The sequence below is a fragment of the Photobacterium sp. GJ3 genome (genome assembly GCF_018199995.1).
Classification (GTDB): Bacteria; Pseudomonadota; Gammaproteobacteria; order Enterobacterales; family Vibrionaceae; genus Photobacterium.
Map to the genome: position 1 here is coordinate 3,238,465 of NZ_CP073578.1, position 22,169 is coordinate 3,260,633.

Annotated in this window: 21 protein-coding genes and 1 pseudogene; 6 read left to right on the forward strand and 16 right to left on the reverse strand. The window is 52.3% G+C overall.

Annotation, left to right across the window (positions count from 1 at the left end):
• Window positions 1-23: 23 nt before the first annotated feature.
• Window positions 24-821 (reverse strand): class I SAM-dependent methyltransferase, encoded by a 798-nt coding sequence (locus tag KDD30_RS15060; RefSeq protein WP_211646553.1) that lies wholly within the window; start codon window positions 819-821, stop codon window positions 24-26.
• 87 nt (window positions 822-908) lie between these two features.
• Entirely contained in the window at window positions 909-1,529 is a 621-nt protein-coding gene (lexA, locus tag KDD30_RS15065; RefSeq protein ID WP_211646554.1) for a transcriptional repressor LexA, read from the reverse strand.
• 226 nt (window positions 1,530-1,755) lie between these two features.
• On the opposite strand from lexA, the gene plsB reads away from it, so the two are divergent.
• On the forward strand, window positions 1,756-4,212 hold the full coding sequence (gene plsB / locus KDD30_RS15070; RefSeq protein ID WP_211646555.1) for a glycerol-3-phosphate 1-O-acyltransferase PlsB: 2,457 nt from the start codon (window positions 1,756-1,758) through the stop codon (window positions 4,210-4,212).
• 64 nt (window positions 4,213-4,276) lie between these two features.
• Here the strand turns inward: plsB and ubiA are convergent, their stop codons facing one another.
• On the reverse strand, window positions 4,277-5,134 hold the full coding sequence (gene ubiA / locus KDD30_RS15075) for a 4-hydroxybenzoate octaprenyltransferase (RefSeq protein WP_211646556.1): 858 nt from the start codon (window positions 5,132-5,134) through the stop codon (window positions 4,277-4,279).
• Between the two features lie 35 nt (window positions 5,135-5,169).
• A complete protein-coding gene (locus KDD30_RS15080) occupies window positions 5,170-5,766 on the reverse strand; it encodes a chorismate lyase (RefSeq protein ID WP_211646557.1) in 597 nt (198 codons plus the stop codon).
• A 506-nt stretch (window positions 5,767-6,272) separates the two neighbouring features.
• On the opposite strand from KDD30_RS15080, the gene KDD30_RS15085 reads away from it, so the two are divergent.
• Complete coding sequence (locus KDD30_RS15085; RefSeq protein WP_211646558.1) at window positions 6,273-6,677, forward strand: flagellar basal body-associated protein FliL; 405 nt, start codon at window positions 6,273-6,275, stop codon at window positions 6,675-6,677.
• Window positions 6,678-6,777: 100 nt separating this feature from the next.
• Here KDD30_RS15085 and glpD read toward each other — a convergent pair whose 3' ends face one another.
• The 8 genes and pseudogenes from glpD to ftsY form a co-directional block, all read right to left on the reverse strand.
• Window positions 6,778-8,289 carry a glycerol-3-phosphate dehydrogenase gene (gene glpD, locus KDD30_RS15090; protein WP_211646559.1) on the reverse strand — a complete coding sequence of 504 codons (1,512 nt, stop codon included), beginning with the start codon at window positions 8,287-8,289 and terminating at the stop codon, window positions 6,778-6,780.
• Between the two features lie 275 nt (window positions 8,290-8,564).
• The gene (locus tag KDD30_RS15095) at window positions 8,565-9,329 is read right to left on the reverse strand and encodes a DeoR/GlpR family transcriptional regulator (RefSeq protein WP_249199158.1); all 765 of its coding nucleotides are present in this window, start codon (window positions 9,327-9,329) and stop codon (window positions 8,565-8,567) included.
• A gap of 125 nt (window positions 9,330-9,454) precedes the next feature.
• Window positions 9,455-10,300 carry a rhomboid family intramembrane serine protease GlpG gene (glpG, locus tag KDD30_RS15100; protein ID WP_211646561.1) on the reverse strand — a complete coding sequence of 282 codons (846 nt, stop codon included), beginning with the start codon at window positions 10,298-10,300 and terminating at the stop codon, window positions 9,455-9,457.
• Between the two features lie 24 nt (window positions 10,301-10,324).
• The gene (gene glpE, locus KDD30_RS15105; RefSeq protein ID WP_211646562.1) at window positions 10,325-10,657 is read right to left on the reverse strand and encodes a thiosulfate sulfurtransferase GlpE; all 333 of its coding nucleotides are present in this window, start codon (window positions 10,655-10,657) and stop codon (window positions 10,325-10,327) included.
• A gap of 576 nt (window positions 10,658-11,233) precedes the next feature.
• Window positions 11,234-12,094 (reverse strand): RNA polymerase sigma factor RpoH, encoded by an 861-nt coding sequence (gene rpoH, locus KDD30_RS15110; protein WP_211646563.1) that lies wholly within the window; start codon window positions 12,092-12,094, stop codon window positions 11,234-11,236.
• Window positions 12,095-12,243: 149 nt separating this feature from the next.
• Window positions 12,244-13,170: a permease-like cell division protein FtsX gene (gene ftsX, locus KDD30_RS15115; protein ID WP_211646564.1), complete on the reverse strand. Its 927-nt coding sequence runs from the start codon at window positions 13,168-13,170 to the stop codon at window positions 12,244-12,246.
• Window positions 13,160-13,827 (reverse strand): annotated as a pseudogene (gene ftsE / locus KDD30_RS15120) (cell division ATP-binding protein FtsE). The gene ftsX and the pseudogene ftsE overlap by 11 nt, the downstream one beginning before the upstream one ends.
• Window positions 13,828-13,829: 2 nt before the next feature.
• Window positions 13,830-15,176, reverse strand: coding sequence for a signal recognition particle-docking protein FtsY (ftsY, locus tag KDD30_RS15125; protein WP_211646565.1), 1,347 nt, complete (start codon window positions 15,174-15,176; stop codon window positions 13,830-13,832).
• Window positions 15,177-15,324: 148 nt separating this feature from the next.
• Here ftsY and rsmD point away from each other — a divergent pair, with 148 nt between their 5' ends.
• Window positions 15,325-15,930, forward strand: a complete 606-nt coding sequence (gene rsmD, locus KDD30_RS15130; protein WP_211646566.1) for a 16S rRNA (guanine(966)-N(2))-methyltransferase RsmD — start codon at window positions 15,325-15,327, stop codon at window positions 15,928-15,930.
• Window positions 15,927-16,193, forward strand: coding sequence for a DUF1145 domain-containing protein (locus KDD30_RS15135; protein WP_211646567.1), 267 nt, complete (start codon window positions 15,927-15,929; stop codon window positions 16,191-16,193). The genes rsmD and KDD30_RS15135 overlap by 4 nt, the downstream gene beginning before the upstream one ends.
• A gap of 75 nt (window positions 16,194-16,268) precedes the next feature.
• On the opposite strand, the gene KDD30_RS15140 is transcribed toward KDD30_RS15135, so the two are convergent.
• From KDD30_RS15140 to KDD30_RS15150, 3 genes are all read right to left on the reverse strand, one after another.
• Window positions 16,269-16,589: a DUF2007 domain-containing protein gene (locus KDD30_RS15140; RefSeq protein ID WP_211646568.1), complete on the reverse strand. Its 321-nt coding sequence runs from the start codon at window positions 16,587-16,589 to the stop codon at window positions 16,269-16,271.
• A gap of 24 nt (window positions 16,590-16,613) precedes the next feature.
• Window positions 16,614-17,240, reverse strand: a complete 627-nt coding sequence (locus KDD30_RS15145; protein WP_211646569.1) for a lysoplasmalogenase — start codon at window positions 17,238-17,240, stop codon at window positions 16,614-16,616.
• Window positions 17,241-18,207: 967 nt separating this feature from the next.
• Window positions 18,208-18,570, reverse strand: a complete 363-nt coding sequence (locus tag KDD30_RS15150; RefSeq protein WP_211646570.1) for a DUF4145 domain-containing protein — start codon at window positions 18,568-18,570, stop codon at window positions 18,208-18,210.
• 168 nt (window positions 18,571-18,738) lie between these two features.
• Here KDD30_RS15150 and KDD30_RS15155 point away from each other — a divergent pair, with 168 nt between their 5' ends.
• A complete protein-coding gene (locus tag KDD30_RS15155; RefSeq protein ID WP_211646571.1) occupies window positions 18,739-19,068 on the forward strand; it encodes a DUF2500 domain-containing protein in 330 nt (109 codons plus the stop codon).
• Between the two features lie 7 nt (window positions 19,069-19,075).
• Here KDD30_RS15155 and KDD30_RS15160 read toward each other — a convergent pair whose 3' ends face one another.
• On the reverse strand, window positions 19,076-20,080 hold the full coding sequence (locus KDD30_RS15160; RefSeq protein ID WP_211646572.1) for an acyltransferase: 1,005 nt from the start codon (window positions 20,078-20,080) through the stop codon (window positions 19,076-19,078).
• 436 nt (window positions 20,081-20,516) lie between these two features.
• Between KDD30_RS15160 and KDD30_RS15165 the strand changes: the two genes are divergently transcribed.
• Window positions 20,517-22,112, forward strand: coding sequence for an AbgT family transporter (locus KDD30_RS15165; protein ID WP_211646573.1), 1,596 nt, complete (start codon window positions 20,517-20,519; stop codon window positions 22,110-22,112).
• The last annotated feature ends 57 nt before the right edge of the window (window positions 22,113-22,169 follow it).

The following is a 22,169-nucleotide window of genomic DNA, read 5'->3' on the forward strand; positions in this document are numbered from 1 at the left end:
GCGGCAATAGAATGATTTTGTGGCTAATAACGCAAGTGGGTCACAACAGGCGTGAGTCGGTGACGAAACGCAGTCAGCCGGGTCAGCCAGCGATGCCACGGCCGCCAGCGCGGACACGCCACATCCAGCGGCGAATGACTGGCAACTTCTTCAGACCAGGGCAACCATTGCAGTAACTGACGCACCGGATCCGCAAAGCCATGACCATACCCCTGAGCGCCCAACTGTTGCCCTAACGCGGTCTGGCAGCGATCACCCGCCAGCACCAGACACAGTTCCAGTTGATGAAAATGACAGCCGACACGCTGAACAAACCGGGCCACTTCGGCTTCAGATGCCTGCAGCAAAGCCTGATCACACACCAGCATCACTGGCGAGGAAAAACTGGTCGGCAACTGAGAGAGCCAGCTCAGATCGGTCACAGACCCCGGACGCATCCGGTAACGTTCACTGCGATGGAATAAGCGTTGGCGCCACAGCAAGGTTTCATCACAATCGAGTTCCAGCCAGCGGCAACGGCCATTATCGAGACGATAAAAACGCGTATCCAACCCTGCGCCGACATTAATGACATGCCCGTTGGGAAAACGACGTAAAAAATGCTGAACGCGCTGATCGACCAGCAGCGTTAATGTGGCGTGCAGTAATTGATGCTGATCGACATTCCCGGTCAGACAATCTGGTGCGAGATGACACTGCTGACATGCCGCTGCGGCGAGCGGGTCATAAATCAAACCACCGTCCGCCAGACTCTCGCGGCTGCGGAGCCAGAGCGGCTGCAACAGGTCAGCCGGAATATGATAGCGGGCAGATTTTGTCATGATCATCTCCAAGGTTACCCTTGAATGATAATGACTCTCATTCTTTAATGCAAAGAAATCCTCTGCCCGATTTGAACCGGATGCAAATTAACTCCAGTCACCATTGCGGATCACCCCAACGGCAATGCCTTCAATGGTGAGTTGCTGCTGAGTCAAATCAACCACAATGGGTGCAAAAGCGTCATTTTCTGCATGCAAAAAGACCTGAGCACCCTTTTTCTCCAGACGCTTCACCGTCACATCGTCATCCACGCGGGCAACGACAACCTGACCATTACGCACATCCTGAGTTTTGTGCACAGCCAGCAGATCGCCGTCCAGAATCCCAATGTCCTTCATGCTCATGCCATTCACCCGTAACAGGAAATCTGCCTGAGGTTTAAACATCGCCGGATCAACATCATAATGTGTTTCGACATGTTCCTGCGCCAGAATAGGTTCTCCGGCAGCAACTCGGCCAATCAGGGGAAGTCCCTGATCTTCCGGTGTTTCTTCATGAACCAGCAAGCGGATTCCCCGGGAAGCACCCGGTACAATTTCAATCACTTGCTTGCGGGCAAGGGCTTTCAGATGTTCCTCTGCCGCATTGGCAGAACGGAATCCCAGTTCACGGGCAATCTCCGCCCGCGTCGGTGGCATCCCGCTTTCTTCAATTTTTGCTTTGATCAAATCAAAGACTTCTTGTTGGCGTGGCGTTAACGGCTTCATGACATACCCTGTCTTTTTATACAGTTCACTGTGAGTATATCCAGTGTTCAGGGGTTTGAAAAGGCTATATCGCGCAGAATCAAGGAAATGCGTGCTGTCGCATGTTCGCAGGAAAAGTCAGCAAAAAAATCACATTTCGCCGTTTCAGATGATGCTTTCCCAGCTAAACCCAATCCATTTTCTGCTATCCTTGCCACGCATTAAGATTTCGAGGCTAGTAATCAACATGTCAACTTGGCAAAAATTGTCGCAAAGTTTACTGAATTTGCCGCTTTCTTTATTGGTAAAGACCCGCACAATTCCTTCTGATCCGGTCGCAGAACTGCCGCTGGATTTGAACCGACCGATTCTTTACACCTTACCCTTCAGTTCGCAGACCGATCTGCTGACCCTGAGTGCTGCTGCCAAAGCGGCCGGGTTGCCCGATCCGCTGGACCCTATGGTCATCCATGGCCGTACGTTTCCCCGCTATGTTTTTGTCGCCGACAGCCCGAGTATATTTGGCAGCAACGGCCAGATTCCTGCGTCTTCACTGGCGCTGTTTACCGATCTGCTCGCAGCCCATCAGGCCGACGCTGAGCTGGATGTACAGCTCCTGCCTGCTTCTGTGCTGTGGGGGCGTAAACCGGGAACCGAAGGTGAGTCCAAGCCGATCCTCAAAGCACTGAACGGACCAGAGAAAGGGTTCGCTATTCTGGCACAGGGACGCGACTGTCTGGTCCGCCTGAGCCCAACCGTCTCGCTGCGTTTCATGGCGGATAAGTACGGTGCGGATGACACCATCGCCAACAAACTGGCCCGGGTCGCCAAAATTCATTTCTCCCGCCAGAAACTTGCTGCGGCTGGTCCACGGCTGCCACAACGTCAGGCGCTGTTTAACCGACTGCTGGCTTCCAAAGCCATTGAAAAAGTGGTGCGAGAAGAGGCCGAAAGCCGGGATGTTCCGCTGGAAAAAGTGCGCAAAGAAGCCATCGACATGATGGAAGAGATCGCAGCCGATTTCTCCTACAGTCTGGTGCGCCATGGCGACCGCTTCCTGAGCTGGTTGTGGAACCGCCTGTATCAGGGCATTAATGTCAGTAACGCACAGCGCGTGCGTCAGCTGGCGCAGGATGGCCATGAGATTGTGTATGTCCCTTGTCACCGCAGTCACATGGACTATCTGTTGCTGTCTTACGTGCTGTATCAGGAAGGCATGGTCCCACCGCATATCGCAGCGGGCATTAATCTGAATTTCTTCCCGGCCGGGCCGATCTTCCGCCGCGGCGGTGCCTTCTTCATTCGCCGAAGTTTTAAGGGAAATCGCCTGTATTCGACGGTGTTCCGTGAATATCTGGGTGAACTCTTCGCCAAAGGCTATTCGGTTGAATACTTCAGTGAAGGAGGCCGTTCCCGCACCGGTCGTCTGCTGGCACCCAAAACCGGCATGCTGTCGATGACCCTACAGGCAATGTTGCGCGGGCTGAATCGCCCGGTCACGCTGGTGCCTGTGTATATCGGCTACGAACATGTCATGGAAGTGGCCACTTACGCCAAAGAACTGCGTGGAAAACGTAAAGAGAAGGAAAATCTCAGCCAGGTGCTGCGGACGCTGCGCAAGCTGCGGAACTTCGGCCAGGGCTATGTGAACTTTGGTGAGCCGATTCCGCTGAACCAGTATCTGAATGAACAGGTGCCGGAATGGCGTCAGGACATTGATCCGATTGAACCACAGCGCCCGCAATGGCTGAATCCTGTGGTGAACAGTCTGGCCGATAAAATGATGACCCACATCAACGATGCTGCAGCCACCAACGGCCTGACGCTCTGTGCGCTGGCTCTGCTGTCTTCCCGTCAGCGGGCCCTGAGCCGCGAAGAGCTGGAACAGCAGGTCGATTGCTACCTGCAACTGCTGCAGAACACACCGTACTCTCCTAACTGCACGCAGCCGTCTGATTCTGTCTCAGCACTGGTTGAGCATGCAATCGGTATGGATAAGTTCCTGGTGGAGCGGGACAGTCTGGGCGACATCATCTCACTCGACCGCCAGCAGTCGCTGCTGATGACCTACTACCGGAACAACATTATTCATTTATTTGCACTGCCATCGCTGATTGCTCACATTGTCGTGTCTCATCAGCAATTGAGCCGGGCGGAGATGCATCGCCAGATCGGCCTGCTCTACCCGTTCCTGAAAGCAGAACTGTACCTGCGCTTTGATGAAAGTGATTTACCGGATGCCATTGATATTCTGGTTGATGAGCTGCTCCGCCAGCGTCTGATCCTGAGCGATGACAATATGCTGTCACTCAACAGCGCGCGTATCGGTCCGCTTCAGCTACTGGGCAACACCATCACTGAAACACTGCAGCGCTATGCGATCACCCTGACGCTCCTGCGCGGTGAGCCTCAGTTGATGAAAAGCGATCTGGAGCAGCAAAGCCAGATGATGGCCCAGCGTCTGAGCCGTCTGCATGGCATTAATGCACCGGAGTTCTTCGATAAAAGCGTGTTCTCCTCTCTGGTAAAAACCCTGCGTCAGCAAGGTTATCTGAATGAAGAGAATCATGCCGTGTCCCGGCCGGTTGCCAGCCTCGCGGATTTACTGGCCGATCTGGTCTCTCCGGAAATCAAGCTGACCATTCAGGCAGTGATGAACCGGGAAGACAAAAAAGAACAGCCGCCGGAAACAACCAACACTTGAGTGCACCGCTGAAACGAAAAACGCCCGCGATTGCGGGCGTTTTGTCTCATAAAGCCGAAATCCATCAGAGCAACAGACTTACCGCCATCCCCAGCCAGACCACCATACCGACATAATTATTGTTCAGAAATGCCTTGAAGCATGGCTCACGCTCTCTGCCACGGATCAGGTGCTGCTGATACACAAACAATGCCGCGGCCCCAAGCAGACTCCAGTAATACACTGGCGTCAGCGCCAGCTGAATGCCCACCAGAATCAGCAATCCCAGCGTCCCCAGTTGCAACACCCCGATGATACGTTTGTCATGACGACCAAACAGAATGGCTGTCGACTTAATCCCGACTTTCAGATCATCATCGCGATCGACCATGGCATATTGCGTGTCATAGGCGATGGTCCAGAGAATATTTGCCACAAAGAGCATCCAGGCCACGGGCGGTAACTCACCCGACTGCGCGGCATAAGCCATGGGAATGGCCCAGCCAAATGCCATCCCCAGCACCAGTTGCGGCAAATGGGTATAGCGTTTCATGAAGGGATAAGCCGCGGCAAGCAACAAACCAATGACTGAAAGCTGAATGGTCAGCGCATTCATCGTCAGCACCAGACCAAATGACACCAAAACCAGCAGGGTAAAAAAGCCCAGCGCTTCCCGTTCACTGATCAACCCGGCAGGCATGGGTCGCAGCGCCGTGCGTTTCACATGGCCGTCGAAATGACGATCAGCATAATCGTTGATCACACAACCCGCGGCCCGCATGCAAAAAACACCCAGAATGAACACCAGCAACACAGGCCAGTCCGGGATCCCATCTGCGGCCAGAAACAATGCCCATAAAGTCGGCCACATCAGTAACAGACTGCCAATCGGGCGGTCCAGACGGGCTAACTGACAGTAAGCCCTTGCTTTGGTTATCTCCAAAACCCAGATTCTCCTTTTAAAGCATTCACCGCAGACTACCGGCCTGATGTGACGGATATTGACGGATTGAAAGAGGGCAGCGGGTTGCCGTCCTGCGCTGCTTTTCGCGGGTACACAGGTGCCGCCGATAAAAATAATTCGGCCACCAGCATCGGTTTTTCTTTCACCCACAACCGGGAGCGCCGTGCCCAGAGCGACTCACCTTCCAGCCGGAACTCAGCCAGCTGCAATGCATCCCGGCGGGCACTCTGATCGGTAAACACCCGGTAGCCCAACGGCAATTCGCCCAGTTGCGCCAGATCCTGCTCATCGCCAGTCAGGGTCGGTAACGGAATCAATGTCCGGGCAAACACCCAGGGAATCCCGTCGCCCTGAAGCACCACATTCCGCTCAAGACAATCCACCCGCCCCAGCATTTGCTGTTCACCGGGCTGAAGTTGTGCCGATTTGATAGGCGATTGCTCCAGCAACAGCACACTGAACTGATGACAATCCCGGGCAAACCGGCGTGACAGCGATCCCTGCTCGTGCAGCCAACTGGCCAGAACGGCATCGGCCATCTTGACCTGGTCGCTGGATTGCCAGTCTGCCTGAGCCAGCAGGGGCTTATAAATCTGCTTGAATGTCGACATCTTCCCAATTCAATTCACGAAACTGCGGTATCTTGAGGTTTATATCCGACGGAATGTATCCGCCTTCTTTTCAGGACAGGTACATTGTCTGATGACAGATGAAACCCAATGTGCCCTCATTGTTGCGTATCTGCACGGCATCACTTGCTGCAAAAACAAGAATTTTGCGCGTCTCACTGACAACCAAAAGATCAACAGCCCCAGTAAAGGGTGATAGAATGTGTTCAATAATACCAATCAAAGTCAGTCAATGATCAGAAATAGCGCAGGAAAAATGTTTGAGAACAAGGCAGATTTTTTAGATCAGTAGTCATTCTACAATCAAAAAATCTAACGCAGTGATCGAACATTTGAACAAGCTAGGATGACCAGTGATTGACTGCGATTGGTTTAATTCACATTGATTGATGCCCTATTGTAGCAAGCCGTCGCGGGCAGGAATACGATTCCTCGCCAAAGTAGGCACTTGGGTAACAGATTTTTCCCAGAGACAGATGGATAGCAAGATGAAATCTCTACTCCTGACCTTCGCGGTGCTGCTGTTTTCCCTGAATCAGCCCGCGCTGGCACAGACTGCGTCAGCAAACCCGCAATACAGCTATTTTACGCTAACGCCGGATATCACAACCAATTACATCACTCAGGGTAAAAAGCTGGGTTATCTGCGGTTACAAGTCGATCTCATGGTCGCCGATCCGGATTACCTGCCTCTGGTTGAGCACCACGCCCCACTGATCCGTGATGCAGTGATTCAAATTATCGGCGAACAGCCAGAGTCGAAAATCAAGTCGCTGGCCGGGCGTGAAGCCATCCGCCAGTTGTGCCTGGATCGCGTGAATGACTTGCTGATTGCTGAAACCAACCAGAAGCTTCTGACTGAGTTACTCTTTACCAAGTATCTGTATCAGTAAACCCATCTTTGCGGTGAGATGAAGCGATCAAAAAAAAAAGGCGCTCTCAATAAGCGCCTTTGTTCGTTTGAGGGCGAAGCCCTGTTTTCCCGTGATTCGTTTATGCCGCATGGGCCTCGGCTTGTTTGGCAGACATATATGCTGCCACCGCCTGCTGCTGCTCCTGTGTCAGATACAGTCCCAGCTTACTGCGGCGCCACAGGGCGTCTTCCGCACTGGCAGCAAATTCATCCTGCATCAGATAATCCACTTCACGGGCATACAGGCCTTCACCAAAGTGCTGCCCCATATCCGATTCTGTGCTGACACCTTGCATTATTTTCCAGCTCAGCGTGCCGTAGTTGGTCGCCAGCCGCTCTGCCGTAAAATCCGACAGCCATGCAAAATGCGCCTGCAGATCTTTCGCAAGACGAGATAAATCAAAGTTCACCTCACCACCGGGCAGACAAGCGTCTGCGGTCCAGGCCGGTCCCATCTTCGGAAAGAAAGGCGCTAACTTATGCAGTGCCGATTCGGCCAGTTTCCGGTAAGTTGTCAGCTTGCCACCGAATATCGACAGCAGCGGTGGCTGCGAGCCTTCCTGCTCCAGCTCCAGCGTATAATCGCGGGTGACCGCCTGCGGCGAATCCGATTCATCATCACACAACGGACGCACACCAGAGTAAGTCCAGACCACATCCTGACGCTGCAACTTAACTTTAAAGTGATCATTGTACACTTTCAGCAAATAGCAGATTTCATCTTCATCAATCGCGACCTGACGCGGATCGCCGTGATATTCCACATCGGTCGTGCCGATAATCGAGAAACGGTCCAGATAAGGGATCACAAACACAATCCGGTTGTCTTCATTCTGCAGAATGTAAGCCTGCGGTTCGTCGTGCACGCGCGGCACCACAATGTGCGAACCTTTGATCAGACGAATATTGCGTGGCGACGGGGTATCCAGACTGGTGTCATAAAAAGTTTTCACCCACGGGCCGGCCGCATTCACCAGGGCATGTGCACGACGGGTAAAACGCTCACCCGACTGTGTATCCAGCACAGTCACCAGCCAGATATCCCCCTGACGTTCCGCCTTTTCAACCCGGCAGCGATTACGGACTTCCCCGCCACGAGACGCGGTTTCGATCGCATTCAGAATCACCAGACGCGCATCATCCACCCAGCAGTCTGAATATTCAAAACCTTTGGTGATTTCCGGCACCAGCGCAGAATCGGCGCCAAATCGCAGCCCTTCACTGGCCGGTAACGTGGTGCGTTTTCCCAGATGGTCATACAGAAACAAACCGGCACGGATCATCCAGGCGGGTCTCAGATGCGGACGGTGCGGCAGGCGAAAGCGCATGGGTTTGGCGATGTGCGGAATTTTTCGCAGCAAGACTTCCCGCTCGGCCAGTGCTTCCCCGACCAGACGGAACTCATAATGCTCCAGATAGCGCAGGCCACCATGGATCAGCTTTGAGCTGGCTGATGACGTTGCAGATGCAAAGTCTTCCGCCTCAAACAATGCCACCTTCAGACCGCGCCCTGCGGCGTCGGCCGCAATACCGGCACCGTTAATACCACCACCAACAACGATGATGTCCAGAATCTCATTTGCTGCTGTCATGCCTGTCACCTGTACCTTTCTCGCACCACTCGAATTCATGCCTGCTTATTAGCATAGGCCATGCATTCGAAAGTCATCACTGAGTTCGTATGTTCGTTATCGCTCAATATAGCCAAAATTAACGCGAACATCATCCTTTTTATGCGCGAAAAATGACACCACTATGATCATACGCACAAAAAAAGCTGCCTTGCAGGCAGCTTTATGGCGGTATTCCTAGAATAAAGAGTCATGGCTGACGCAAAATGCGCGAAAACGCTCAGGCGATTGCCATGTCAGTCTGCAATGATTTCGAGATGGGTGTCCAGCTCGGCCAGACGCTTCGACAATGGCTCCGGCGGCGTTTTATTGGTAAACAGCATGTCGATTTGACTGACATCCCCTAAGTTCACCATGGCGTTGCGGCCAAATTTCGTATGATCGACGCCCAGCATCACACAGCGGCTGTTTTCAATGATGGCCTGTTTCACCCGAACTTCATGGTAGTCAAAGTCCAGTAATGAGCCGTCCAGATCGATACCACTGATCCCGATGATGCCGAAATCGAGACGAAACTGTGAAATGAAATCCAGGGTTGCTTCGCCGACAATACCGCCATCCCGGTTTCGTACCTCTCCGCCCGCCAGAATCACCCGGCAATCATCTTTTCCGGTCAGAATCCCGGCCACATTAAGGTTATTGGTGACGACACGCAGGTCGCTGTGATCAAGCAAGGCGCGTGCAACGGCTTCCGGTGTTGTGCCGATGTCGATAAAAAGAGTCGCGCCATCCGGAATATGCTGCACCATTGCCTGAGCAATCCGGTCTTTCTCAGCCAGCTGCATGACTTTTCGGGTGGTATAAGACGTATTCACTGAACTCGATGGCACCGTCGCACCGCCATGATGGCGACGGATTTTATTCTCTTCCGCCAGCTCATTCAGATCGCGGCGAATGGTTTGCGGGCTGACTTGAAACCGGGCAACCAAATCATCAGTGCTGACGTAGCCCTGAGTTTTCACGAGATCAATGATCTCCTGATGACGTTTGCTTTGCTTCACTGCTGTTAGTGCTCCTGAATTAACATTGTTCCAGAGGTCTGAGAGACCGGAAATGAATGGCGTGCTCATCTTACTGGTCATTCAGCCATGTGGCTAGGGAAGGGATCCCACTCCTGAAGGAAAGCTCAGGAGTTTGCCGGGTGTCTCAAGCGCGCATCAACAAAGCCCAGAACACACCCCGTGATCAGGCCAAACAGATGCGCCATATTGGCCACTTGGATCCCCATGATGTTGGTAAAGCCCAGGATCAGCCAGATCAGCATCAGGACCACAATTCCATTCGGCAGGCTTAACCCGCGAGACGGTGCCAGCCAGCCCAGCCACCACAGATATCCCATCAAGGCGTAGACCACACCGGAAAGGCCACCAAAGTTTGGCCCATTCACCCAATATTGTGCCAGCCCGGATATCAGTGCAGACAGTAAAAACACTTCGAGCAGCTTCAAACTACCGCTGTGTTTCTCCAGCCGACCGCCCAGAATCCACCACCACAGGCAGTTAAACACAAGATGCAGGATAGAGAAATGCAGCAAACTGTGTGACACAAACCGCCACAGTTGCCACCCATCGCCTTGCATCAAAGGAAAATGCAGCGCTTGGAAGATAGGTCGCTGCCAGCCCAGCAACCACAAGAGATAAATAACAAGGGTAGTCACCAGCACACTGAGACAGACCGGTCCGGCCTGAGCACGGATATGAGCCAGCAGACTCGGGCTGTGATACTCAAACTTCGGCTGCGGGTGCCGGCTGACCATCTGCCAGGATGCGGCCAGGTATTTTGGATCCTCCGGATGATCGGAAAATCGCTGCCATTCCGCTTCAATTTCGACCTGATGCTGTGGATCGGTCAGCCAGATCGCATACTGGCCACCCGGTTCAGGTGCCAGCATCAGCTCAATCCCTCGGGAGGCCATGTAATCAATAAATGCTTGCGCCATCCGGGGATTGTCGAGTACGACAATCCGCAGCATGCCTGCCTCCCTTGCTCTGTTGGTTTACACAGACTGGGTCTCACACGGATAAGCTGCACGATGCCAGGCTTCAAAGCCACCGTCCATGCTGTAAACCGTCTCAAACCCCTGATGAATCAGATACTGAGCCGCGCCCTGAGAACTAATGCCATGATAGCACATGACGATCACTGGCTGTTCAAAGTCGACATCATCCATGAACTGAACCATGGAATCATTGGTCAGATGAAACGCAGATTCCGGACGGGACAAAGCATGAGATTGTGGATCGCGGATATCGACCAGCACGGCCCGGCTTTCTGATTGTTGTAATAGTTCATACGCTTGTTCAACGGAAATGTGTTCAAACTGCTCCATGATAGCCTCGTTGTGTGTTCAGGGATGCACCTGCCCTATTCTGCGACGGCAGGTCCGAATTTCAAGATGATCATTCATAAGCAAACAGAGGATCAACCCGCATCTGCCGCAAGAAAATACGACAGATTGCATGGATAGATCCGCCATGGCTCACAGGCAGCCAGTATACCTGAGTCAGTTACTCACAGCTTTGAAAATATAGTCCGCCACACATGACGTCTGATACGGTGAAATATCCCTTTGGGGATCAGCGCTTAGGTTCACAGTTCCCGCCCTGCTTTCAAGTATTGATCAAGCTTTCGCCACCTGTGGAAAAATCTGTGAATTGCGTTGATAATGTGTCTGAGCAGCCGAGGATCCACTAGATGTAGTGAGGATCCGATCAAAGCCTGTGGATAATATCAAGCATGCATCGCGCTGAAAATACACTGTTCGCCTTCAACTCACGTCCTGCCTGACTTCAGACACAAAAAAACCGGCCCTTGGCCGGTTTTTTCATACAATAACTTTGTGGATAGAAAATCCAGATTCAGGCGGGATCCTGCATGTATCCGAGATCTTGCCTGAACAAGATCATCAGAACGCGTCGCCTACTGCATCTTTCAGCTTACGCATCGCATTCTTTTCCAGCTGGCGGATCCGCTCAGCCGAGACGCCATAATGGTCAGCCAGATCCTGCAATGTGGCTTTCTCATCATCTAACCAACGGGAGCGGACAATGTGCTGGCTCCGATCGTCAAGGTTCGACAACGCCAGAGACAGACGATTGTTGGCATGGTTTTCCCAGTTATTTTCTTCAAAGCTTTGCGCCACATCTGAAGACTTATCTTCCAGGAAAAACACAGGCGCCATGTAGCTGCTGTCGCGATCGTCTTCATCGACCGGCATATCGAAAGTAGCATCCTGTGCCGCCAGGCGGGATTCCATCTCGCGCACTTCACTCTTTTCGACACCCAGTTGTTCGGCAACCATTGCCACTTCTTCGTTGTTAAACCAACCCAGACGTTTCTTTGACTTACGCAGGTTGAAGAAGAGTTTCCGTTGTGCCTTGGTGGTCGCCACTTTGACAATCCGCCAGTTACGCAGCACATACTCATGAATTTCAGCTTTGATCCAATGCACGGCAAAGGAAACCAGACGCACACCCACTTCAGGGTTGAAGCGTTTGACGGCTTTCATCAAACCGATGTTTCCTTCCTGCACCAAATCTGCCATCGGCAGACCATAACCGGTATAGCCACGGGCAACATGGACCACAAAACGCAGGTGAGACAATACCAGACCGCGTGCAGCCTCAATATCGCCTTCATAATGCAGACGCTCAGCTAACTCACGCTCCTGCTCAGCCGTCAACATCGGATAGCCGTTCACGGACTGGATATAGCTGTCCAGACTGTCTGCAGAAACTAAAGCTAATGAAGTCATCTCTTTTGTCATTCAGTAACCCCTGTGGATTGGATTGCCCGAGTCTTGTACTCAGGTCTTTCAGATCAAATCAGGTAACAAACACGTTACCTGACCGACAATAATGCCTCTAATGATGGCCAAATTGCAAGCAACATGACCAATACATAGAGTGTGAAACGTCAGATTGGTTCAATTTCTTTTAAGTGCCTCCCGGCAGAAAGGCGGGCAGCCAGCACACCAAGCAGGGAGGAGAGCATGATCAGCAGGAGACACTCATCCCACGCCAGCCCGATCAGATGGAAGTCGCTACCATAGAGTGCCGCCAGTTTATCAACGGCGCCTTCCAGCATCAGGCAAACCAGCGCAGTCAGCACTAACGCCGCCAGAGAAGACAACAGACCATACCAGGCCCCGGTATACAAAAATGGCCGCAGAATATAGCGGTTGGTTGCCCCAACCAGCTTCATCACCTGCACGGCATCTTTCTGGTTTTGCAGTTGAAGTCGCAGCGTATTGCCAACAATCAGAAAAACAGCCAGCAACATCAGAACAGCCATCAGCATGGCCAGTGACACACTCAGCTGTTTAATCGCATCCAGCCGCTGCAACCAATCGCTGTCCAGCCGGACATCATCCACACCCGATTGCTCACTGAGTTTCTCCGCCAGCACAGTTGCCTGAACCGTGCTTTGCCACGCGTCGATGGGTTTAATCACCAGCACTGCGGGGAGTGGATTTTCATCCAGCAAGCTTAACGCTTGAGCGAACCCAGCATGCTCGCGAAACTCATCCAATCCCTGCTCGGGGGAGATATATTCAGCTTGGCTGACTTCCGCCCAACTGGCGATGCTTTCCTGTAATTGTCTGGCTTCGCTGTCGCGGGTGCCTTCCCTCAGATACACCGTCAGTTGCGTGGGGTTTTGCCAGGCTGCACTCACGATACTGATATTTTTCGCAGCCAGATAAAAGCAGGACGGCAGCGTCAGCGCAAAGGCCAGCACTGCCAGGGTCAGGACATTCCCCAGCGGGCGTCGCCATAAATCAGTGAGTGTTTGCTTACCGACCTGACGCTGAATCGTCAGCCAGCTTTGGGATTCACGCGCCATAAGCGACCTCTCGCATCATGCCGTTGTGCAGATCCAGCCGACGATAGGTGTGACGGCTCAGTAAAGAGGTGTCGTGCGTGGCCATGAGGACACTCACACCCACCCGGTTAAATTCCGCGAATAAGCCCATCATTTGCTGAGACAGATCAGCATCCAGATTCCCGGTCGGTTCATCCGCCAGAACCACCAACGGCTTATTCACCACGGCTCTGGCAATGCCGACCCGCTGCTGTTCACCACCGGACAGCTGGATTGGCAGGCACTGCGCCTTATCCAGCAAACCGACCTTATCCAGTGCCGCAGAAACCCGGCGCTTGATATCACCGGGTGCAGACTGTGTGATTTGCAACGGCAGGGCGATGTTGTCAAACACGGTGCGATCCATCAGCAATCTGTGGTCTTGAAAAATCATCCCGATATGACGCCGCAGAAATGGGATCTGATGGCGGTCAATCCGGGTGATGTCGTGATCGTTAAAATAGATGCGGCCATCACTTGGCCGCTCGATCGCCGCAATCAACTTCAGCAGCGTGCTTTTCCCGGCACCGGAATGTCCGGTAAGAAAAGCCATCTCACCTTTACCCAGATGAAAATCCACTTTTTGCAGGGCTTGCCGGCCCCCCGGTATGCTTTACTGACCTGCTGAAACCGAATCACGTTTATTCCTCGTCGCTAAAGAGTGCCTCAATAAATTCCTGAGCGGCAAACGGACGCAAATCTTCAATGCCTTCTCCGATACCAATGTAGCGGATGGGAATATTAAATTGATCTGCGATGGCGAAAATTACACCACCTTTTGCAGTGCCATCCAGCTTTGTCAGGGTAATACCAGACACTGGTGCCACTTCACTGAACAATTTAGCCTGACTGATCGCATTCTGGCCCGTTCCGGCATCCACAGTCAGCATAATTTCGTGCGGCGCCTGTGGATCGATTTTCTGCATGACACGAACAATCTTGCGCAGCTCTTCCATCAGGTTGCCTTTGTTTTGCAGGCGGCCTGCGGTGTCCGCAATCACCACATCCACGTTCCGGGCTTTGGCCGATTCAATCGCATCGTAAATCACCGATGCACTGTCCGCCCCGGTGTGCTGCGCCACAACCGGTACATTGTTGCGCTCGCCCCATACCTGCAGCTGCTCTACCGCTGCTGCACGGAAGGTATCGCCCGCAGCCAGCATCACAGAGTGACCCTGACTCTGGAACTGTTTGGCCAGCTTGCCAATCGTGGTGGTTTTCCCCACCCCGTTCACGCCAACCATCAGAATGACATAAGGTTTGCGGCTGGTATCAATCACCAGTGGCTGCTCAACTTTTGCCAGCATGTCGCCCAGCTCATCTTTCAGCAAGCCATACAGGGCTTCACCATCTTTCAGCTGTTTGCGGTCGGCTTTTTCCGTCAGGTTTTCAATAATTTTCAGCGTGGTATCCATGCCGACATCGGCCACCAGCAATTGCTCTTCCAGCTCTTCAAACAAATCATCGTCGATTTGTTTACCCCGGAAGAGTCCGAAGAAACCCGAACCCAGATTGTTTCGGGTTTTCTTCAGTCCTTTCATCAGCCGACTGAAAAAGCCCTCACGCTGCGGTTTATCCTGCACAGCCGGTTCAGAGGATACCGGAACGACAGGCTCAGCCTGCGCTTTCTCAGGCGCTGCGTCTGTCACCGCTTCGATGTTGACCTGTGATGCTTCAGAGTTTTCCTCGGCTTGATGCGACTGGGTTGCAGCTTCCACATCCAGATGGGCACTTTGCTCCGGGAGCTCAGGTTCAGCGTCATGCTTCGCCTGCACCTCTTCAGCAACGGTGTCGGATTGAAGGAGTTGCTCCGTCGCGGTATCAGACTCAGTCTGCGCTGCCTGCTGTTCGGTTTCATGCTGTTCGGAATCTGCAGGACTGGCGGCGTCCTGCTGCTGTGATTCTTTTTGCTGTGCCTGCGACTCGGTTTGCTCTTCAGCGCCAAACCCCAGCCATGAAAATAATCCGCGCTTCTTTTTTTCTGCCATTGGCAAATCCTGGAAATTGATTGGTACAATTTGCGGCCTGAAAATAAATGGCCTGTTTATCTTTGGGCTTGTGGTGCACCGTCAGGCACAAACACAAAGATAATCAGGCCCATGTATACTATCACTTTCTCTACGGTCGAAGAAATGTATGACAAGACGTAAGACACAATCCGGACAAAAGCCTAACAAACCCAGTCCGGGAGGCTTTGTAAGAATTATCAGTGGCCGCTGGCGGGGACGAAAACTGCCCGTCCACGATGTCGCCGGGCTTCGTCCGACAACCGACCGGGTGAAAGAAACCGTCTTCAACTGGCTGGCCCCTGAGATCCACGGAGCGACCTGTCTGGATGTGTTCGCTGGCAGCGGCAGTCTGGGTCTGGAAGCCCTGTCACGTGGCGCCGGACAACTGACGCTGTTAGAACTGGATGCGCAGGCCGCCAATCAGCTGAAACGCAACCTGGACACGCTGGGTTCAGACAACACAATTTTGCATCAGACCGATTCTCTGGCGTATCTGGCAAAGCCCGGAACCGCGTATGATCTGGTCTTCATCGATCCGCCATTTCGCCGTGATCTGCTGCCGGAAGTCATCCGTCTGCTGGAAGAAAACGGCTGGCTGATGCCCCATGCCCTGATTTACCTGGAAGCCGAAAAAGAACTCGGTTCGCCAGACACTCCAACGCACTGGCAATTGCTGAAAGAAAAAACAGCAGGCCAGGTTTGCTACCGCCTGTATCAGAGAGAGAAACCATGAAAACGCTGATTTTACTTGCCAAGATTGCCATTGGCTTTGTCTGGGCCGTGTTACTGCTCAACCTGTTCCACCCTTTCCCCGGTGTTGCAGCCATTGCACTCTATATCATGACCGCCTTTTTGCTGGCGATGCATGGCCTGCAAATGTTGATCTTTATTGGCGCATTTGGGGACAAGTTATCACTGAGCCGGTGGGAAAAGTGGTCCATTCTGATCTTTGGTATCTTTGCGCTGCTGGATATTCGCCGCAAACATATGATGTAAGACCATTGCAAAGATTTGAGGGTGCCGCCAGGCACCCTTTTTTGATGACTGCAGGGCGCGCGGCAGGCCATCGCTTCAGGCTGACTCAGGTTTGTCCGTGCTGCATTGCCAGCACCAGTCAAACTGCCCTTCATTCAATTCTCCGCAGGCCGGGCAGCGCCATGGGGTGAACCCACCCTGTTCGTAACCCATCACTAACTGGCTGGCTCTGGACACATCCTTCTCCTGCACCCAGAGCGCGACCTGGACCACATCTGCAGGCAATTCACCTGCCGCAGCACTGAGATTCTCTCCGGTCAACCGGACATCAATGCCCGCGTGCTCCAGCATGCCTTTGACCAGGTGCGCTTCAAGTGCGTTACCTGCATGATAAATTTGCTGCCAGGGTGAGGTCATCAGACATTCCTTCTTCGACTCGTCTCAGCGGAGCAGCACGCTGATCACCAGCAAAGCCTGAGACAGATAATAAGTCGTCATAATACCTCCCGTCGCCGCCGCAAACCTGCCCCGGAATCGATCCAGTGCAAGCAAGGTATCGGAGATCAGAAAAATCAACGCACCTGCAAACGCAGCCAGTCCCGCGCCGGTTCTGGTGGTGAGCCAGTACTCTCCTGCTGCCCAGGTCATTTGCAGAATCACGGCAATGTAAACCGCAACAGGCACTGCCAATCGACCCAGAGAGGGCAACAGCAGCAGATAAACGATAATGCCTGCGCCCCCCAGTAAAGCTGGCAGCCACCAGACAATCGGTCCGGCAAGCTCTCCCCAGAAAGCTACAGAATAAATGACGTGTGCCAGCAGGAAACTCGCCAAACCAGCGACAAACCTGTCTTTCGGCAACATCAGGCAGATGTCTCCCACCACAGAACACAGTAAACCGGCAATGATAAGCTTCTGATACAGATCGCTGGAGCCAAACTGGATGGTTGTTGCCAGCAGTAAGACAATCGTCAGCGGTTTGAACAGATAAAATTGCCACTGAGGGCCACGATAGGCGGCATTAATATGCAGCAATGCAGAAAAAGAGACGGCTAACCAGACCCACATACGTTCACCAGAGTTATCAAAGCAGTCACAGTGTAAAAACCCCCAGCGGATTGTCTAGCCCGGAGCCCTCAGAAATCCGGCCAATTCTCACCTCTGTGATCTATCACACTTTCATGTGACTTATTCTTAAAGGGCTTATTTTCTGTCAATGTGGCTCGTTTTATTCCTGAAAATGTGAGCCGCAGGCTGAAAAATGCTGTCATCATTACTTAGAAGCCGAAGTGAAGACCAAGTAGAGAAAAAACCGTTCCCATGCCCATAAAACCCTTCTGATTTATCGCAGCAACCCGAACACAACAACCGATAAATCACAATAATAAACAACAAGTTAAACCAAAACTTACCCTCTGGAACCGTTCAACGTCGCTCGAATTAGATTTATCTAACAAAGTTACAATCATGATGAGAATCATGACGTTTTCAGCCCTTTCAACAAGGCCATCACCGCCAAAAAGGCACACCCGAAGGAGAAAACAGTAATAAAATGACAGAAAAAAGTCAGATCCCACCACAGTATGGCTGTTAAGCCTTAAAAAACCTAACAAATGCATCAAGCTGAAATAAACAACACCCAAAAATAAATAAAAATAAAACAAAAACAATAAGATAAGTAACACCAACACGTTCAAATACAATCGTGTTTAATTTTTCATCACGTCATTTTTGGCAGACTTTCACCCTCAATCAGTAAAATTTATGACAAGTAAAAGTAAATTTATCGCTAAATATCACACTCATGCTTTGATCAATAGATAAAAAAAGTGCTATTCTTTTTCCATCAACCCATCAGCAACAGCTTAGGAGCCTAATACCATGTTATCTTCATCCCAAAAACAAGGGCTTGTTATGATCGCCGTCGTCGCCGGTCTCATGTTGCTGCCTGTGCTTTATTAAGCAAAAAATGAATTTCTAACAAAAAAGGGGCTGAAGCCCCTTTTTTGTTTCCATCCCCCTCATCCAGCCTGCGCTATGGGTTGAATTTAATCTGATGCCAGTTCGTCGAATAGAACCACAGTGCGAGCGCGGTCATCCCGACCACCAGCAACACGGCGACAGCCCAGACTCGACGGGTACTTCTGGGTGTCAGTTCTTTTTCGCAATCACGGCAGGCTTTTCGGAAGCCCTGAACATTCAGTTCAAACCCCTCTTCATGGACCACCTTATTGCGCATCGTTGCAACATAACGCAGCGAAGGAATGATTTCGTGTGGTAATCGCTCTTCACAACTGGTGATCAACTGGTGCAGACCTTTTCCTTCGGCGTGATAATGACGCTTCAGCAGATACTCAAGCCGCCGGCTCCGGCTCACCACTAACTCAATTTCTGTCACCAATGACTACTCCTACATTCGGCCATGTCGACCACACTTTCTTTTAACCTTACAGGCAGATCAGCAAGTTGCAAACCTGAACCCCGTTCGGTTCATATACAAACAAAAGGCCCATCACAGACATTCTTCCACAGTCTCCGCATAATGCCTGCCAAAAAGGAGAACGCGATGACCCTCACCCCATTTCTGATCCTGGCTGTCCTGCTGTTGCTCGCGGTAGCCAGCTTCAGCCTGATTTACCGTCGGCATCTGGCGGGCACCAACGCCGTCGAGCGACAGTTAGTCGTACAAATCCTCGATAAACAAAGCATCACGCTAAGTGATGCCCAACCCGGGCAGGAGTCCGAAGCCTATTGGGTGTTCGTTCAGCCACTCAAAGGCGGACCCAAGCGTGAATTCCAGGTCGGTCCACATTATTTTCATGCCCTGACCCCCGGAGATCAGGGCACACTGACCTATCGCGGCCAGCAATTTCTGCATTTTGCGCTGAAACGCTGAAACGGCTTCAGGGCACCAGCCAGGCTGTGAAACGGCTGCGACTGAGTACCCAGCTCATCAGCAACGCCAGCCCGCCTGCAATCACCGTCCAGAACGGAATCATCACGGCCGGATGCATGGGATACCAATCAAATGCCCGCACCGGCCAGAGGAACAGCGGGTGCAACAAGTAAATCCCCAGACTGTACCGGCTCACGAAAGCCAGCCGGGACAGCGTCTGCTCTGCCAGCCGATCCGCCAGATACCGGCAAACGGCAAAAACCATTGCCGCAATCAGCACGGTATTGAGGGTTTTGTAGGACAGCCAGCGTCCCACCGTATATTCCCCTTGCGCAAAGCTGTCGCTGATGACCATGTAGTCCGTCAGAAGCAAAGCCGCGATCCCCAATGGCAGCAGCCAGCGACGGGTCGGACAGGAAAAACGAAGCATGGTGTAGCCCAGGAGTAAATAGCCACTGTAAAGCACCAGCTCAGCACTCCATGGGCCATCCATATGAAACAAGAACAAAGTGGTGAGTCCCATCCAGACCAGCGTCACCCCTTTCACAGCCGTGTCATCTGCCCGCTTCACCCACGCCTGAAAAAAAGGGATCACCAGATACAGCGGAATAAAGTAATAAAAGAAGCCCAAGTGGTAATAGGTTTCATGGACCGGCATCGCCACCAGCGTGGACAGCGCAAGCTCTGGCTGGAATCCGGATCCAGTCGCTCCTGAAAGCAACGCGTAAAGTACAGACCAGACGATAAAAGGAATCAGGACTTTGCCAAGGCGCCGGCGCAGGTAATAGTTCAAATCGAAGGGCCGCTGATCACTGAGCATCAGTGCGCCCGTGATCATGATAAAGACAGGTACAGCCCATCGGCTGAAGCTGTTGTAACTGACAGCCGTGATCCAGGCGTGGTCCGGGAGCACGCCCAGCATTTCCCGATAAGGACCAAGCACATGGATGACCACGACAGCGGTTGCAGCGACACAGCGTAATAAATCAATAAAGACGATCTTCTCTCTCATGCACTCCTCTCCGAGTCCGGCTCCGGCCGCTCCATCCCGCATCGCTCTGTTTCCCAGCATAGTGCCAGACACTCATGCTCATGTTAATGAATTGCTAATTTGCATGGCGTTTTATTATGAACCCATCATTTCTGTGACTTCAGTCACATCAACATCCCGTTCTGAACACCTAACTTGCCCAGAGAAACAGCTATGAATGCCTGCACATTTGTCACAATTATTCAACAATAGGCATAATCATCAGCCTTTTGAGCCGCACATGACACCTTTATCAACATAAAAACCCATTAAAATTGCGGCAAACCAGACAATAAATACACAAATGAAATATTTAGACACATATTTATATTGTTTGATGCATTAACAATAGCGTAACCTCCCGCCTCGACAAGATGCCCATTGACGGGTACACGACGTAAAAAAAATGGAGGTCGTGATGCATTCAAGTGCTTCACAAAATCAAGTGAATACTAAAAAAACGCTGTTTACGCGTTTTCTCGACACGGTTGAGTGGCTGGGTAACCTGCTGCCACATCCAATTACCTTATTCGCACTTTTCAGCCTGGCAATCCTGATTGCTTCCGGTATCGCCGGTTACTTTGGTGTTTCTGTTGCCGACCCGCGTCCTGAAGGCGCACCAGGCCGTGCAGCAGATGGCCTGATCCATGTGGTCAGCCTGCTGAATGCGGAAGGCTTGCAGATGATTGTGGCCAATCTGGTGAAAAACTTTACCGGTTTCGCACCATTGGGCACAGTTCTGGTCGCCATGCTGGGCGTCGCGATTGCAGAACACTCTGGTTTACTTTCTGCTGCAATGCGTGGACTGGTGATGGGCGCATCCCGCCGGATGGTCACACTGGTGGTGGTCTTTGCCGGTATCATTTCCAACACAGCTTCAGAACTGGGCTATGTGGTGCTGATCCCGCTGGCTGCGATGCTGTTCCACTCACTGGGACGCCACCCGCTGGCCGGTCTGGCTGCAGCCTTTGCCGGTGTTTCCGGCGGTTACAGCGCCAACCTGCTGCTGGGTACCGTGGATCCTTTGCTGTCCGGTATCACCCAGACGGCTGCACAGATGATCGATCCAACTTATGAAGTCGGTCCGGAAGTGAACTGGTACTTCATGTTTGCGTCGACATTTGCCATCACCATCATGGGCGCCTTCGTCACCGAGAAAATCGTCGAACCGAAACTGGGCACTTACAATGTGGAAGAAGCCAGCGACGATCTGAGCAAAGACAAGATGGGTAAACTGACCGATCTGGAGAAGAAAGGTCTGAAAATCGCCGGTCTGGCCATGCTGGCCGTGTCTGCCCTGCTGGCACTGACCATCGTGCCTGAAAACGGTATTCTGCGTCATCCGGAAACCGGTCTGGTGTCTGGCTCACCGTTCCTGAAAGGGATCGTGGCCTTTATCTTTGTGTTCTTTGCCATTCCGGGCTTTGTGTTCGGTAAAGTGGTTGGCACCATGAAGACAGACCGCGATGTGATTGATGCCATGTCCAAATCCATGTCTTCGATGGGGATGTACATTGTACTGGTCTTCTTTGCGGCGCAATTTGTGGCTTTCTTCAAGTGGACCAACTTCGGTCAGGTCTTTGCCGTGGGCGGCGCAGACTTCCTGCAGTCCATTGGCCTGACTGGCCCAATGCTGTTCTTTGCCTTCATTCTGATGTGTGGCTTCATCAACCTGATGATCGGCTCTGCATCCGCGCAGTGGGCCGTGACCGCACCAATTTTCGTGCCGATGCTGATGCTGGTGGGTTATGCGCCGGAAACCATTCAGGCCGCTTACCGGATTGGAGATTCAGTCACCAACATCATCACGCCAATGATGAGCTACTTTGGGATGATCCTGGCCGTTGCTACCCGCTACCAGAAGAATCTGGGTCTGGGTACGCTGATCGCAACCATGCTGCCATACTCCATGGTGTTCGTTGTGGGCTGGAGTCTGATGTTCTACGTCTGGGTTTTCGTACTGGGAATTCCGGTCGGCCCGGGTGCGGCAACTTACTACAACGTTGCTGGCTAATCTCAGCCTCATTGATCACAAACCGGGCAACAGCCCGGTTTGTTTTTTCCTCTTTTG